At 50.7% G+C, this 16,410-nt stretch carries 11 protein-coding genes; 2 read left to right on the forward strand and 9 right to left on the reverse strand.

Annotated features, from left to right (window positions below):
- Window positions 1–49: 49 nt before the first annotated feature.
- The 5 genes from greA to ACFO3I_RS08830 form a co-directional block, all read right to left on the reverse strand.
- Window positions 50–526, reverse strand: a complete 477-nt coding sequence (greA, locus tag ACFO3I_RS08810; protein WP_377333422.1) for a transcription elongation factor GreA — start codon at window positions 524–526, stop codon at window positions 50–52.
- On the reverse strand, window positions 523–3,744 hold the full coding sequence (gene carB, locus ACFO3I_RS08815) for a carbamoyl-phosphate synthase large subunit (RefSeq protein ID WP_377333424.1): 3,222 nt from the start codon (window positions 3,742–3,744) through the stop codon (window positions 523–525). Before carB ends, greA begins: the two co-directional genes overlap by 4 nt.
- Before the next feature lie 21 nt (window positions 3,745–3,765).
- Entirely contained in the window at window positions 3,766–4,896 is a 1,131-nt protein-coding gene (gene carA / locus ACFO3I_RS08820) for a glutamine-hydrolyzing carbamoyl-phosphate synthase small subunit (protein WP_377333425.1), read from the reverse strand.
- 195 nt (window positions 4,897–5,091) lie between these two features.
- Complete coding sequence (gene dapB, locus ACFO3I_RS08825) at window positions 5,092–5,901, reverse strand: 4-hydroxy-tetrahydrodipicolinate reductase (protein ID WP_377333427.1); 810 nt, start codon at window positions 5,899–5,901, stop codon at window positions 5,092–5,094.
- Window positions 5,902–5,971: 70 nt separating this feature from the next.
- Window positions 5,972–7,126, reverse strand: a complete 1,155-nt coding sequence (locus tag ACFO3I_RS08830) for an iron-containing alcohol dehydrogenase (RefSeq protein ID WP_377333428.1) — start codon at window positions 7,124–7,126, stop codon at window positions 5,972–5,974.
- A gap of 233 nt (window positions 7,127–7,359) precedes the next feature.
- Between ACFO3I_RS08830 and ACFO3I_RS08835 the strand changes: the two genes are divergently transcribed.
- Window positions 7,360–8,667, forward strand: coding sequence for a Na+/H+ antiporter NhaC family protein (locus tag ACFO3I_RS08835; RefSeq protein WP_377333430.1), 1,308 nt, complete (start codon window positions 7,360–7,362; stop codon window positions 8,665–8,667).
- A 76-nt stretch (window positions 8,668–8,743) separates the two neighbouring features.
- Here ACFO3I_RS08835 and ACFO3I_RS08840 read toward each other — a convergent pair whose 3' ends face one another.
- The 3 genes from ACFO3I_RS08840 to dnaK all read right to left on the reverse strand — a co-directional run bounded on the left by ACFO3I_RS08840 (window position 8,744) and on the right by dnaK (window position 12,777).
- Window positions 8,744–9,547, reverse strand: a complete 804-nt coding sequence (locus ACFO3I_RS08840) for a M48 family metallopeptidase (RefSeq protein ID WP_377333432.1) — start codon at window positions 9,545–9,547, stop codon at window positions 8,744–8,746.
- A 97-nt stretch (window positions 9,548–9,644) separates the two neighbouring features.
- Window positions 9,645–10,769, reverse strand: coding sequence for a molecular chaperone DnaJ (gene dnaJ, locus ACFO3I_RS08845; protein WP_377333434.1), 1,125 nt, complete (start codon window positions 10,767–10,769; stop codon window positions 9,645–9,647).
- A 100-nt stretch (window positions 10,770–10,869) separates the two neighbouring features.
- A complete protein-coding gene (gene dnaK, locus ACFO3I_RS08850; protein ID WP_377333436.1) occupies window positions 10,870–12,777 on the reverse strand; it encodes a molecular chaperone DnaK in 1,908 nt (635 codons plus the stop codon).
- 258 nt (window positions 12,778–13,035) lie between these two features.
- On the opposite strand from dnaK, the gene luxS reads away from it, so the two are divergent.
- Window positions 13,036–13,539, forward strand: a complete 504-nt coding sequence (gene luxS / locus ACFO3I_RS08855; RefSeq protein ID WP_377333438.1) for an S-ribosylhomocysteine lyase — start codon at window positions 13,036–13,038, stop codon at window positions 13,537–13,539.
- A gap of 43 nt (window positions 13,540–13,582) precedes the next feature.
- On the opposite strand, the gene ACFO3I_RS08860 is transcribed toward luxS, so the two are convergent.
- Window positions 13,583–15,625, reverse strand: coding sequence for a methyl-accepting chemotaxis protein (locus tag ACFO3I_RS08860; protein WP_377333440.1), 2,043 nt, complete (start codon window positions 15,623–15,625; stop codon window positions 13,583–13,585).
- Window positions 15,626–16,410: the final 785 nt, after the last annotated feature.

The following is a 16,410-nucleotide window of genomic DNA, read 5'->3' on the forward strand; positions in this document are numbered from 1 at the left end:
TATGGTGAAAAAAATGGCGGCTAAAGCCGCCATTTTTTCAGAACCATAATCAGAGGTACTTCACATCGGCAATTTCGAATTCGACTTCACCGGCAGGCGTTTTGACTCTGACCACATCGTCCTGCTCTTTGCCAATCAGGCCACGGGCAATAGGTGAGTTCACAGAAATCAGGTTATTTTTGATATCAGCTTCGTCATCACCCACAATGCGGTAAGTCACTTCTTCTTCCGTATCAAGATTCAGGATAGTCACAGTGGCGCCAAAAATCACCTTGCCATTATTCGACATCTTAGTGACATCGATGATCTGTGCATTTGACAGCTTGGCTTCAATATCCTGGATCCGGCCTTCAATAAAACCTTGCTGCTCACGGGCAGCATGATACTCGGCGTTTTCTTTTAAATCACCGTGTTCACGCGCCTCTGCAATAGCTTCAATCACAGCCGGACGCTTGACTGTTTTCAGTTCCTGCAGCTCATCACGCAGTTGCTGTGCGCCCTGAACTGTCATTGGGATCTGATTCATCCTTTTACTCTCTTATGTAATTCCTGCACTGATGCAACCCGGGCAAAGGCACTGGCGGCCGTTGACAGGCAAGTTGCAAAAGCAGCATTCAAAGTTGTGGTGTAATTCGCTTTATGTTGCAGCGCGCCACGACGTAATACTTTCGAGTCTTCAATCGCCTGACGACCTTCAGTGGTGTTGACGATGTAACTGTATTCGCCGTTTTTGATGCGGTCCAGAATATGCGGACGACCTTCAAACACTTTGCTGACTTCACGGCAAGTGACACCAGCATCCTGCAATGCTTTGGCAGTACCACCTGTTGCATCCAGTTCAAAGCCTTTTTCCAGCATCAAACGCGCCAGCTCAACGACGCGCACTTTATCGCTATCACGCACTGAAAGTAAAGCACGGCCGCCGGAAGGAATCATCACCCCGGCGCCTAACTGTGCCTTGGCGAAGGCTTCAGCGAAATCGTCACCCACCCCCATCACTTCGCCTGTTGAGCGCATCTCTGGGCCAAGGATAGGGTCGACACCAGGGAATTTGTTGAATGGGATCACCACTTCTTTCACAGAGAAATACGGTGGGATAATCTCCTCCGTCACGCCCTGTTGTTTCAGGCTCATCCCTGCCATACAACGGGCGCCGACTTTAGCCACTGGTAAACCGATGGCTTTGGACACAAATGGCACAGTCCGGGCAGCACGCGGGTTCACTTCAATCAGGTAGACTTCACCGTCTTTTACAGCAAACTGCGTATTCATTAAACCGACAACGCCTAATTCCAGTGCCAGTTTCCGTACCTGGTCGCGCATCACGTCCTGGATTTCTTTGCCCAGGCTGTGCGGAGGCAATGTACAGGCAGAGTCACCTGAGTGCACACCGGCTTGCTCGATATGCTCCATAATGCCGCCGATCACAACGTCGGTGCCGTCACAGATAGCGTCGATATCCACTTCAATGGCGTCATCCAGGAAACGGTCCAACAACACAGGAGAATCATTTGATACAGACACGGCTTCTGTCATATAGCGGCGTAAATCGATATCGTCATAGACGATTTCCATCGCTCGGCCGCCCAATACGTAAGAAGGACGCACCACCATGGGGTAACCGATAGCTGGCGCCTTGGTCAGCGCTTCTTCCAGACTGGTCACAGTGGCGTTTTGCGGCTGCTTTAAACCTAAGCGCTCAACCGCTTGCTGGAAACGCTCACGGTCTTCTGCACGGTCAATTGCATCTGGCGACGTACCAATGATCGGCACTCCGTTCGCTTCCAGCGCGCGGGCCAGTTTCAGTGGAGTCTGACCACCGTACTGAACGATCACGCCTTTTGGCTGCTCCTTCTTCACGATTTCCAGTACGTCTTCCAGCGTAATAGGTTCGAAGTACAGGCGATCTGAGGTGTCGTAATCGGTAGACACAGTCTCAGGGTTACAGTTGACCATAATGGTCTCGTAGCCATCTTCACGCAGCGCCAGAGCGGCATGCACACAGCAGTAATCGAATTCAATGCCTTGACCGATACGGTTTGGCCCACCGCCGATGATCATGATCTTATCGCGGCCGCTTGGCGCCGCTTCACACTCCTCGTCATAGGTGGAATACATGTAGGCAGTATTGGAAGCAAATTCTGCCGCACAGGTATCCACACGCTTGTACACCGGGTGCAGGCTAAAGCTGTGACGCTTTTTGCGTACTTCGGTTTCGGCCACACCTAAGAGGTCTGCGATACGTTTATCGGCAAAACCTTTACGCTTTAAGGTACGCAGGCGTTGTTCATCCAGGCCGGCAAAACCGTGCGCCGCCACTGCGGTTTCTTCTTTCAGTAAATCTTCAATCTGCACCAGGAACCAAGGGTCAATTTTGGTCAGGTTGAAAATTTCATCCATGCTCATTCCCAGACGGAATGCATCAGCGATGTACCAGATTCGGTGTGAGCCTGGCTCACGCAGTTCACGAATAATTTTTTCGCGCGCTTCTGGAGCGTTGATGTCGATCACCGGGTCCAGACCACAAACGCCAATCTCCAAGCCACGCAGGGCTTTTTGCAGCGATTCCTGCTGGTTACGGCCAATCGCCATCACTTCACCAACGGATTTCATCTGAGTGGTCAAACGGTCGTTGGCACCAGCAAATTTTTCGAAGTTAAAGCGTGGTACTTTGGTGACCACATAGTCGATGCTCGGCTCAAAGGACGCAGGCGTTTTACCGCCAGTAATATCATTGGCCAGCTCGTCCAGCGTGTAACCGACGGCCAGTTTGGCTGCTACTTTGGCAATAGGGAAACCTGTGGCTTTAGAGGCCAGCGCAGACGAACGCGATACCCGCGGGTTCATCTCGATGATGACCATACGGCCATCTTCAGGATTGATACCAAACTGCACGTTGGAACCACCGGTTTCCACGCCGATTTCACGCAGCACCGCCAGAGAGGCGTTCCGCATGATTTGGTATTCTTTGTCCGTCAGGGTCTGCGCCGGAGCCACAGTGATGGAATCACCGGTGTGGACGCCCATGGGGTCAAAGTTTTCAATGGAGCAGACAATGATGCAGTTGTCGTTTTTGTCACGCACCACTTCCATCTCATACTCTTTCCAGCCGATCAGTGATTCGTCAATCAGCAACTCTTTGGTTGGCGACAAATCCAGACCACGGGTACAGATCTCTTCAAACTCTTCACGGTTGTAAGCAATACCGCCGCCTGAGCCCCCCATGGTGAACGAAGGACGGATAATACAAGGGAAGCCGATTTTTTCCAGCACTTCGAAGGCTTCGTCCATCGAGTGGGCTAAGCCAGCGCGTGGACAGGCCAGGCCGATAGAGCGCATGGCTTTGTCAAAGCGGCTACGGTCTTCCGCTTTGTCGATAGCGTCAGCGGTGGCACCAATCATTTCGACATTGTATTTAGCCAGCACCCCATGGCGCTCTAAATCCAACGCACAGTTCAGTGCGGTCTGACCACCCATGGTCGGTAACACAGCGCATGGACGCTCTTTTTCGATAATTTTTTCTACTACCTGCCAGTGGATAGGCTCGATGTACGTGGCATCGGCCATTTCAGGGTCAGTCATAATGGTGGCGGGGTTGGAATTCACCAGGATCACCCGGTAGCCTTCTTCTTTTAAGGCTTTACAGGCTTGAGCGCCTGAATAGTCAAATTCACAGGCCTGACCGATCACAATAGGACCGGCACCGAGGATCAGAATACTTTTAAGGTCGGTACGTTTTGGCATAACTCTTCCTGCTCTCGCTAATCAAGCCTGACGCTGTTGCATCAATTCGATAAAATGGTCAAACAATTCACTGGCTTCGTGTGGGCCTGGGCTCGCCTCAGGGTGCCCCTGGAAGCTGAAAGCTGGCTTGTCCGTGCGGTGGATCCCCTGCAAGGTGCCATCAAACAGTGACTTGTGAGTGGCGCGTAAGTTCGCCGGCAAGCTGGCTTCGTCCACTGCAAAACCGTGGTTTTGTGCGGTGATCAGTACGCGTTTGGTGTCGAGGTTTTGCACCGGGTGGTTACCACCGTGGTGCCCCACTACCATTTTGACTGTTTTGGCGCCACTGGCCAGTGCCAGCAACTGGTGACCTAAACAGATACCGAATACCGGAATGTCAGTGGTCAGGAAAGTTTCAATGGCTTTAATAGCGTAATCACATGGCGCCGGGTCGCCTGGACCGTTGGATAAAAAGATGCCGTCTGGATTCATCGCCAGCACCTGTTCGGCAGGTGTTTGCGCCGGAACCACGGTCAGACGACAGCCCCTGTCGACTAACATGCGCAGAATATTGCGTTTCACACCAAAATCGTAGGCTACAACATGAAACTGCTTGTTTTCAGGTGTCACAAAACCCTGGCCTAACTGCCAGCTGCCTTCGGTCCACTGATACGGTTGCTGAACAGTGACTTCTTTCGCCAGATCCATGCCTGATAAACCAGGGAAACTACGCGCCAGCTCCAGAGCTTTGGCTTCATCTAACTCATCACCAGCCATCAGGCAGCCGTTTTGAGCGCCTTTTTCCCGCAGCAGGCGGGTCAGCTTACGAGTGTCGATGTCGGCGATGCCAAGAATGTTACGGGATTGAAGATATTGACTAAGAGAGGTTTGATTACGGAAATTGCTGGCTAACAGAGGAAGGTCACGGATAATCAGGCCTTTAGCCCAAACTTTACCAGATTCCTCATCTTCCTCATTGGTGCCGGTATTACCGATATGAGGATAGGTCAGTGTGACCATTTGTTCAGCGTAAGAGGGATCAGTTAATATTTCCTGATACCCAGTCATTGAGGTATTAAACACCACCTCTCCGACAGAAACACCTTCAGCGCCAATGGCTGTACCGCGAAACACGGTGCCGTCTTCCAGTACGAGCAGGGCGGACTTAGTCAAGATAACCTCCAAACAGCAAAAAACGGGGGAAAAACGATCCGTTCACCACCCGTTTTGACCCAGAATTTTTGAACCCAGATTTGCCTAGACAAACCTGCTTATTCTAGGTGATTTGTGCTCTTTGGTCTAACTATTTTTTGAAATTTTATAAAAACAGCTGTTTAGACTCATTTTTATAACATAGCCCACAAAAAACTATGCTAAGTCGGCCAATCCCAGCACTTGCTGCATAGAATAAAGTCCAGGCTGCTTATTTTGCAACCATAGCGCTGCCCGCCATGCGCCTTGTGCGAAGGTCGTACGACTGGATGCCTTATGGGTAATTTCCAGACGCTCGCCAAGGTCAGCAAATAACGCTGTGTGATCACCGATGATGTCACCCCCCCGCACAGTGGCAAAGCCGATGGTCTGCTGATCGCGTTCACCGGTAATACCTTCCCGGCCATAGACAGCCACGTCAGCTAAATCGCGCCCCAGCGTTTTGGCAATCTGGTGACCTATAGCCATCGCTGTACCAGACGGCGCGTCCTTTTTAAAGCGATGGTGCGCTTCAATAATTTCAATGTCGGCCGAATTACCCATCACTTTGGCAGCCGTTTGCACCAGATGCAGCAGCAAATTAACCCCAACACTCATATTAGGGGCCCAGACGATAGGTATGAGCTTGGCCGCAGCCTGCACCTGAGCATATTGACTATCGCTCAGGCCTGTGACACCAATCACCATGGCCTTTTTGGCCTGCACTGCCAGCTCAAGATGCTGCAACATGGCTTCAGGCATTGTAAAGTCAATCCAGATGTCGGCCTGTTGTATCACAGCCAGAGTGGTTTGCTGCAGTAACACAGAAGTTTTGCCACACCCAGCCAACTCACCAGCATCCAGGCCAGCCAGTTCTGAACCCAAACGAACTGTGGCGGCAGCCAAAGGCAACGCCTGCTCTTTTGCCACAGTGACCAGAGCCCGGCCCATCCGGCCATTTGCGCCTAAAATACCTACGCTGCCCATTAGCTACCTCAACAGAATTCAAAATCGGCCGCTATTTAACGGCAGTCTGGATGGATAAGCAATAAAAACCTCAGACCGCAGCCCGGAAAATGGCTTCGGAGGCGGCGTAGTCAATCTGGCCATGTTCACCCAGCTGCTGCATACCTGCAGCCCTGACTTTGGCGGCCAGTTCTGTGGCGGCACTTGCAGGTAAACCATAATCAGTTAAGCGGGTTGGCACGCCCATACGCTCAAAGAACAAACGGGTATGGGTGATGGCTTCGTCAATTTGACGTTCTGGGTCCTGATGTTTCAGGCCCCAGACGTTTTCAGCAAATTGCAGCAACTTTTGCTTTTTCGCTTCCCGCTGATGCTGTAATAAAGCCGGCAACACCACCGCAAGAGTCTGGGCATGGTCTAGGCCATAAAGTGCCGTGATCTGATGACCCAACGCATGCGTCGCCCAATCCTGCGGCACACCCACACCAATCAGTCCGTTGAGCGCCATGGTGGCAGACCACATCAGATTCGCCCGTACATCGTAGTTTTCTGGTTGTGCCAGCGCTTTGGGGCCAACATCAATCAGGATCCTCAACAAAGATTCAGCAAACGCATCCTGTACAGCCGCATTCACTGGGTACGTCATGTACTGCTCCATCACGTGGACGAAGGCGTCGACAGCACCATTGGCGATTTGTTTGGCTGGCAAGCTATAGGTTACGGTCGGGTCCAATACGGCAAACTGCGGATACACTGATGGGTGGGAAAAGGACAACTTTTCCTGAGTGGCTTTTTTGGTGATCACGGCATGAGGGTTACTTTCAGAACCCGTAGCAGGCAAGGTTAATACGCAGCCTAAAGGCAACGCCTGACGTACCCGCACTTTGTTTTGCAAAATAGCCCAGCCGTCCAGCTCTAGCAGAGCTGCAGCAGCGATGTATTTGCTGCCGTCCACTACGGAACCACCACCCACGGCCAGAATAAAATCGAGTTTTTCTTGTTGAACCAGCGCGACCGCTTTACTCAGTGTTTCGTAGCTTGGGTTCGGCTCAATACCACCAAATTCGACCACCAGATGCTGCTTCAACGCGCTTGTCACCTGCTGATACACACCGTTATGGTGAATGGAACCGCCTCCATAAGTGAGCAGCACCCGAGCTCCAGCCGGTATCAATTGACTTAACTGTGCAATTTGGCCTGCGCCAAAAACTATACGGGTCGGGTTTTGATAGGAGAAATTCAGCATAACGTGTGACTCTTCTGGTTGCGATAGATCAGATATGCGCCTGCCGGAGCCAAAGTTCAAGGGAGTTCATCGCAGAGTAGGCAACAGAGAGAAAAGTAGATAGGCTGTTTTTTCATCGGACTGGCAACCAAATCAGGTTCTAACTCAGGTCGTTTTCTTATTTGACAGGACTTCTGGACGTCTATATATTCCGCCAGATTTTAAAAACCTCAACCAATTAACGAGGATAACGAATGACTCATTCGGAAAAACAGCAGGCACGTCTGTCGTTACTGCCGATGCTGCTGTTTGTAGCACTATTTTTAGGCACCGGCCTTTACCTGCAATCGCAAGGTGTTGACTACGCTTTTTACCAGCTGCCTGGGCCTGTCGCCATCATTCCCGCTTTAGTACTGGCCATCTGGCTGTTTAAAGCACCATTAAATAACGCGATTGAGGTTGCTGTGCGCGGCGCAGGCAACAGCAATATCATCACCATGTGTTTTATCTACTTGTTAGCCGGTGCCTTCGCCGCTGTCGCGCAGGCCACTGGCGGTGTTGACGCAGTAGTCAATGCAGGCCTGTCCTTGGTTCCTGCGCAATTTTTGTTGCCCGGACTGTTTGTGATTTCTGGCTTGGTCGCTACCGCCATGGGCACCTCAATGGGTACTATCGGTGCTTTGGCTCCTATTGCGGTAGGTCTGGCCCAACAAGCAGGTCTGGAGCCGGCGCTGGTGGCTGGTGTACTGCTCAGCGGCGCCATTTTTGGCGACAATCTGTCGATCATTTCAGACACCACCATTGCCTCAACCCGCACTCAAGGTGCGCAGATGAAAGATAAATTCCGTGAAAACCTGAAAATAGCCCTACCCGCGGCATTGCTGACCTTAGTCATTTTTGTGCTGATCGGCCAAAACGAAAGTCAGGTAACGGTCAATGAATTCAATTGGACAGGCGTACTGCCATACGCAGCCATTCTGATCCTGGCCGTCGCTGGCTTAAATGTGTTTGCCGTGCTGCTGTTGGGCATTGTGCTGGCTGCGCTGCAGGGCGCACTGTTTGCCAACTACGATGTCGCAGGCTTGGGGAAAGATATCTACAAAGGCTTTGGCTCAATGCAGGAAATCTTCCTGCTGTCGATGCTGGTCGGCGCTTTGGGCGAATTTATTAAGCAACAAGGTGGCTTGGATTATTTATCGCAGCATATCAGCAGTTATGCCGAAAAACTGCGCCTGGCTGGGAATAAAGCCCAGCAACTGGCCATTGCTGCTTTGGTGTTTGTCAGCAACCTCTGTATTGCCAACAATACAGTCGCCATTGTAGTGGCTGGTGAAGTCAGCAAACAAATTGCCACAGAACATCAGATCAGTGCCAAACGCAGTGCGAGCCTGCTGGATGTGTTTGCCTGTATTGCACAAGGTTTGGTGCCTTACGGCGCTCAGGCCCTGTTGTTGGGAGCCAGCTTTGGTTTATCGCCCTGGGATGTGGTGACCCAAAGTTATTACTGCCTGTTATTGGCGCTGTTTGCCCTACTGCGCATTGCCTTTGAGAAAACCAAATAAGCACTCTTGAATAAACAAGCCCGCATGCTGCGGGCTTGTTTATTGTTTTACTGAATGTATTCACCCAGCAGCGAGCTTAGCCTTTACTGCAGGCCGGTAATGCTCCCTGACTGCGACGCTGCTGAAAGTACCCCTCTGCCACCGCCATATGTGCATCTAAGGCTTTGATCCGGTTTTCTGGCACCGGGTGGCTCGACAAAAACTGTGGTGTGCCACCGCTGCCTTTAGCCGCCATGTTTTGCCAAAGCTTCACGGACTGCGCAGGTTCAAAACCGGCTTTCGCCATTAAATCCAACCCGATAATATCCGCTTCACTTTCATGAGTACGGCTAAACGGCAACGCAACGCCAATTTGAGCGCCCACCCCAAAAGCAGTCATCAGTTGCTGTTGATACTGTGAACCTGTCGCCGCCAAAGCGCTGTCAGCAACGGTCAGAGCGGTTTGAATAAATTGGTCGCTCGACAATCGCTCGTTGCTATGACCGGCCATGACGTGTGCAATTTCATGCCCGATCACAGCGGCCAGTTGATGCTGGTTTTCTGCCACCAGCAGCAACCCTGTATAAACCCCAATTTTGCCGCCGGGTAATGCGAAGGCATTGACCTGATCGTCTTCAAATACCACCACTTCCCATGGACTTTGTTGCCATTTGGCATCGGTCTGCTTAATCAGGGTATTGGCAACACACTGCACGTACTGGTTGATTTTTTTATTGCTGCTGACCGGTGTCTCTTTTTTCATGCCTTCGAAGGTCTGAGAGCCCATGGCGCTTAACTTACTCTCATCAAACAGCATCAGTTGTCGCCGGCCCGTCGGCGAATGGGCACAACTGGCCAGCAATACAGAAACCGCCAGCAAGGCATAAGTAAAATGACGCATAACTTCCCTCCTGCATCTGTTGGCATCAAGGCCAACATGAATTAACTGCTACTTCAAAAACAACAAACCACCTTATGGTGGTTTGCTGAATTGGTACTTAACCGGTTAAATCATCAAAGAACTTTTTCACACCGTCGAAAAATCCTTTGGATTTGGGCCGGTGTTTGCCTTCGCTGTCACCGATCCAGCTTTCGTCCAGCTGGCGCAGCAATTCCTTCTGACGTTCGCTGAGGTTAACCGGTGTTTCCACCACAACCTTACAGACCAGATCACCGACACCTCCGCCGCGCACCGACTGCACACCTTTGCCACGTAAGCGGAACATTTTGTCGGTCTGAGTTTCAGCCGGGATCTTCAGCTTAACCCGGCCATCCAGCGTCGGTACGTCGATTTCGCCACCTAAGGCTGCAGTGCTGAAACTGATAGGCACATCGCAGTACAGGTTATTCCCATCCCGCACAAAGATCGGGTGGTCTTTTACATGCACCTGCACATACAAGTCGCCCGCCTGAGCACCAAACATTCCGGCTTCGCCTTCGCCAGCCAGACGGATGCGATCACCGGTATCCACGCCAGCAGGGATTTTCACCGAAAGCGTTTTGGTTTTCTCTACCCGGCCGTCGCCATGGCATTTAGAGCATGGATCCGGGATGATCTTGCCGCGGCCACTACAAGTAGGGCAGGTTTGTTGTACGGCAAAAAAGCCCTGACGCATAGTCACCTGACCGGCCCCATGACAGGTTGGACACGATTTAGCCTGAGTTCCTTTTTTAGCGCCTGAACCGTCACAACTGTCACAGCTGACCCAGGTGGGCACTTTGATTTCAACCGACTTGCCTTTCACCGCCTCTTCCAGGCTCAGCTCCAGGTTGTACCGTAAGTCAGAGCCGCGCTGTGCTCTGGATTGACCACGGCGGCCACCACCAAAGATATCGCCGAATACGTCGCCGAAAATATCATTAAAGTCAGCACCACCGCCACCACCGCCGCGATTCGGGTCAACGCCGGCATGACCGTACTTATCGTAGGCTGCACGCTTCTGGTCATCGGACAGGATTTCGTAAGCTTCCTGAACCTCTTTAAACTTTTCTTCCATGGCTTTATCGCCCTGAGTCCGGTCAGGGTGATACTTCATCGCCAGTCGCTTATAGGCCTTTTTGATTTCTTTCTCATCGGCGCCTTTGGCAACGCCGAGAACTTCGTAATAATCACGTTTCGACATAACAGCTCATCTTATAAAGGAGCGACCGCACAAAGGCGGCCGCTCGGATTGACTCTGAGTGTCAGCGCATCTTAAAGACAGGCTGACGACGACACAATGATTACTTGTTGTCTTTCACTTCTTCGAACTCAGCGTCAACGACGTCATCACCGCCAGCATTTTTCGGCTGTTCAGCACCACCGGCTTGTTGCTCTTTACGCTGAGCAACTTCTGCCAGTTTCTGACCTGCTTGCAGCAACGCCTGAGTCTTGGCTTCAATCTCTGCTTTGTCGCTGCCTTTGATCACAGCTTCCAGCGCACTGATGGCTGCTTCGATCTCTTGCTTGTCGTTGGTTGCCAGTTCTGCACCGACTTCTTCAATTTGCTTGCGGGTACCGTGGATTAACGCATCAGCCTGATTACGGGTTTGTACCAGTTCTTCGAACTTTTTGTCTTCTTCCGCATTCAGCTCGGCATCACGTACCATACGCTGGATTTCGTCATCGCTTAAACCTGAAGAGGCTTTGATGGTGATCTTCTGCTCTTTACCCGTGTCTTTGTCTTTGGCCGACACATGCAGAATACCGTCAGCATCCAGGTCGAAAGTCACTTCGATTTGTGGTTCACCACGACGGGCCGGACGAATACCTTCCAGGTTAAACTGACCCAGTGATTTGTTGGCAGATGCCTGCTTACGTTCACCTTGCAGTACATGGATGGTCACAGCCGATTGATTGTCATCTGCTGTTGAGAACACTTGCGACTTTTTAGTCGGAATGGTGGTGTTCTTTTCAATCAGGGCTGTCATTACGCTACCCATAGTCTCGATACCCAGAGACAGTGGTGTTACGTCCAGCAACAGTACGTCTTTGACATCACCTGACAGTACAGCACCCTGAATTGCCGCGCCTACAGCCACAGCTTCATCCGGGTTCACGTCTTTACGGGCTTCTTTACCGAAAAACGCTGCAACCGCTTCCTGTACTTTTGGCATACGGGTCTGACCGCCAACCAGGATAATATCGTCAATGTCGCTGACTGACAGGTCTGCATCTTTCAGAGCTTGCTTTAACGGCTCAATAGTACGGGCAACCAGGTCATCCACCAGAGATTCCAGCTTGGCGCGGGTCACTTTGATGTTTAAGTGTTTAGGACCAGTGGCATCTGCAGTGATATACGGCAGGTTCACTTCGGTCTGAGAAGCAGACGAAAGCTCAATTTTGGCTTTTTCCGCGGCTTCTTTCAGACGCTGCATTGCCAGTGGGTCGTTGCGCAGGTCAATGCCCTGCTCTTTCTTGAACTCATCCACCAGATAGTTGATCAGGCGAGAGTCGAAGTCTTCACCACCTAAGTGAGTATCGCCATTGGTCGACAGAACTTCGAAAGTTTGCTCGCCATCGACATCATCAATTTCAATGATAGAGATATCGAAAGTACCACCACCTAAGTCATACACCGCAATTTTGGTGTCGCCTTTTTTCTTGTCCATGCCGTAAGCCAGTGCGGCTGCAGTTGGTTCGTTGATGATACGTTTCACTTCCAGACCCGCGATGCGGCCAGCGTCTTTTGTCGCCTGACGCTGCGCGTCGTTGAAGTATGCAGGTACTGTGATAACAGCTTCAGTCACTGGCTCGCCCAGATAATCTTCAGCCGTCTTTTTCATCTTTTTCAGCACTTCAGCTGAAATCTGCGGAGCAGCCAGCTTTTTGCCTTTAACTTCAACCCATGCATCCCCATTGTCAGCTTTAACAATCTGGAAAGGCATAATTTTGATATCGCGTTGTACTTCAGCGTCTTCAAAACGACGACCAATCAGACGTTTGATGGCAAACAGGGTATTTTTCGGGTTCGTCACTGCCTGGCGTTTGGCCGGCTGGCCCACTAATACTTCGCCGTCATCGGCATAAGCGATGATCGAAGGCGTAGTACGCGTACCTTCTGCGTTTTCGATAACCCGAGGCTTGTCACCATCTAAAATGGCCACACAGCTGTTTGTTGTACCTAAGTCAATACCGATAATTCTACCCATAACTGCTCTCCGCTACTTAATCTGAACAATTAATATTGTGTTGAACCGTTAATGGGGCTTATCCCTATTTGATTCAAGGTTATTTTCTGAAAATTTTTTCTATTTGCGCGATAAAGCAGCAAATGTCCCGGATAAACCGCAATTTGGCGGCATAGCTTATGCAAACATTAAATATGTATGCTCTGAATTTTCTACCGCAAATCTGCTAGCGAACGCGTATAATTCCTGCTAGCTGCGTTGAAACAAAAGAGACAGACTATGCCTTTACTCGATAGCTTTACCGTTGACCACACCATTATGAAAGCGCCTGCTGTGCGGGTAGCTAAAAAAATGAATACGCCAAAAGGCGACGCCATCACTGTGTTTGATTTACGTTTTTGCGTGCCGAACCAGGAAATCCTGTCGGAGAAAGGCATTCACACGCTGGAGCATTTGTTCGCCGGCTTTATGCGTGACCACTTAAATGGAGCTGACGTTGAGATTATCGATATCTCGCCAATGGGTTGCCGTACTGGCTTTTATATGAGCCTGATTGGTACGCCGGACGAACAACGCGTCGCCGAAGCCTGGAAAGCAGCCATGGCCGATGTGCTTCAGGTGCAAACCCAAAACGAAATTCCGGAGCTGAATATTTATCAGTGTGGTACTGCCCAGATGCACTCACTGGATGAAGCGAAAGAAATCGCCCAGAACATCATCAACAGAGGGGTTGGTGTAAATTTGAATGACGAGCTGAAGCTGTCTGCAGAATTTTTAAAATAAAGAAATAAGGCTGACGCTCAAGCGTCAGCCTTAAACAATTGAACTACCTGTGGATCCTGAATTGAGACACCACTGAACTTAAGGTCGTAGCTGACTGATCCAACTGCTGTGCTTCCGACGTAAGTTCTGCTGCATGGGCAGCTGTCGTATCAACTAATTGAGTGATACGGTGTAAATTCAGATTAATATCTTCAGCCACAACGCCCTGCTGCTGCGTCGCCACCGCAATCTGCGCACTCTGCTGCTGGACCACTTCTATCGCCTTCCCAATAGCCTCTAATGCGCCTTGCATAGTTTTGGCTCGCTCTGAACTCAACTGAGTCTGCTCCCGCCCTTGCTGCATTTTCAGCTCGGCGTCTTTCGCTATACTTTGCAGCTTCTCGACCATAGCGCGAATATGGCCGGTGCTTTCACTGGTGCGTCCGGCTAACGAACGGACCTCATCCGCAACCACGGCGAATCCGCGGCCTTGTTCGCCAGCCCTGGCCGCTTCTATCGCCGCATTGAGTGCTAAAAGGTTCGTTTGATCAGCAATGGCTTTGATTACATCAACCACGGCACCTATGTTCTCAGATTCTTTCGCCAAGCCAATCACAACCTCTACCGCTTCCGACATTGTGGTCGCCAGCACAGACATGTCCTGCAACGCCGCCTTGGACAACACCACGCCTTCAGAACCGCGCTGCTGTGCGGCAGTTGCAGCAGAACTTGTTTCTTGTGCATTGCGGCTTATTTCGAGCACTGTAGCCGACATTTCTGTCACTGCAGCCGATACTGCATCAATTTGCTGTTTGTTATTCTGAATTTCCTGGTCAGTCTGAGCAGCAACCAGATTCAACTGGCGGCTGGATTGGTGAACCTGAACCGATTGCTCTGAGGTGCTTTGTAAGGAACCCCGAAGCTTGCCGATAAACTGATTGAAGTGAGTCGCAAGCACGCCAACTTCATCGGAGCTCTGCACTGAAAGTGTCTTGGTTAAATCCCCTTCGCCACTAGCGATATCCTGCATAGCCACGGTCAGCTGAGCCAGCGGTTTCAGGATCACTTGAGTCAGTGCCAATACGACGATAGTACTCACCGCTAATATAAGGAAAGTGAACAACAAGGCCCAATTTACAGCCTGTTGGATGGGTCCTTCAATGAGTTCTGCCGGGATTAACAGGCCCACTTGCCAGCTCATTTTCGGAAAGTCTTGCGCTACCGGCTGAAACGAAGCGTAATAACTATGGCCCTTAAATTCGACAGGAATAAAGCCAGATTTTTTCTGCGTGGCGGCGTTTGCTATGTGCTTAAAACCTGAAGTGTCGGCCTCAGTATCCAATAAGGCGAAATCATCATTGGGCTTGCGTTCTTTCAGCCCAGCTTTTGCTGACAGATGAACTATTTGGCCTTTGCTGTCGAGCAAAAATGGAATGCCCGCCTGTTTGTATTGGATTTTTTCGATTTGCTCGCCAATTTTATTCAGGTGGAGATCCAAGCCCCCGACACCTAACAAAGTACCATCAGGCAAGTACACCGGCCCTTCCACAACAGCAGAGACAACTCCTGTCGTAAAGTCTGCAGAAGGGGAACCTACGAAATAGGTATTTTGCTGCAGGCTTTCAATGTACCAAGGTCGTTGTGTAGCGAAATATCCCTTATCGACTTTCCCAGCATCAGGCCCCTCTTTGTCGACTCCAGTGCGGGAGTTTTCGCGAAAGTACTCTGCAGTTCTGTCCAATGCGAAAAATGCCGAAAGGATCACAGGGTCCCGATCACTGATCCTGATAAATGTATTATTGATGCTGTCATAACCTGGTACAGATTTCAGCTCAGCACCGCGGGCTGGATACTGAATAAACCATTGCTGAAACTGCGGACTATCAAGAAAGGTTCTGGCAACCTGAGTATATTCACCAAAGAATCGACGAATACCCCCTGCTTCATTTTCAACTAGACTACCAACTTCAGCTTCGACCTGAGTTCGGGTGAGCTGGCTGATGTGGTAAACAGTAAACCAAGATGTTGCAACGAGAAGTATCGCGATAGCGCCGCCGACACCGAATAAAAATTTTTGTTTGATAGATAGTTTTTGTAGTAATTCCATAATGCCCCCAACTACTTGCGTCTCCATCAAAACATAAAGTAACTGGTCTTTCCACTGAATTTACCCTGCGTTACCTTGCCTTAAACGGCTAGCATTTTTGCTACTTTGTTGTGCGCCTTGATGCACTACATGAGCGATAACTAATGGATGAGATTGATCGAGGTATGCATGAGTGCCTTCTAAAAAATCACAGAGTGTAAGCACCAATCCAGTGCAGAAAATCTATGGAAATGAGCAATTCTGCACTCTGTGAATTCCGCGGTTAGACAAAGAGTGTTCTGATTGTGGCTTGACGTTACTTAATGTTAATGCCCTTCCATTATTCGAGGACGAGCCTAGCGGTCAACGGGTGTATTGCGGGCAAGATGCGCCGCTCCGGCTAGCTTCCGACGAACGCGTCGCATTCGTTGCCAAGCTCAAGGATGGTTTTTGAACTAAAAAAGCAAAAACCCCGCTGTAGGGCGGGGTTCTTAGAGGAGGAGCCTGGCGGTGAACTACATTGCTCACCCCATCCCTGGGGTTCGCCGCTTCGCGACCCGCCTTCGGCGGTCCAAATTGGCTCCCGGCCAATTTGTATTCCAGCCCTCCCCTCTTCGGGCCGGCTGCGCCGTTACGGTTCGTTCCAGACGAACTGGTCGCATGAGGGATACCCTGCTCGGTTGATTCATCGCAATACTTACAGTGCAAAAAGCCCGCTCTTATGAGCGGGCTTCTTAGCATTGGGAGCCTGGCGGTGAACTACTCTCGCATGGCAAGCGCCACACTACCATCGTCGCAGCTGCGTT

This window comes from Rheinheimera marina, assembly GCF_042654345.1.
Classification (GTDB): domain Bacteria; phylum Pseudomonadota; class Gammaproteobacteria; order Enterobacterales; family Alteromonadaceae; genus Pararheinheimera; species Pararheinheimera marina.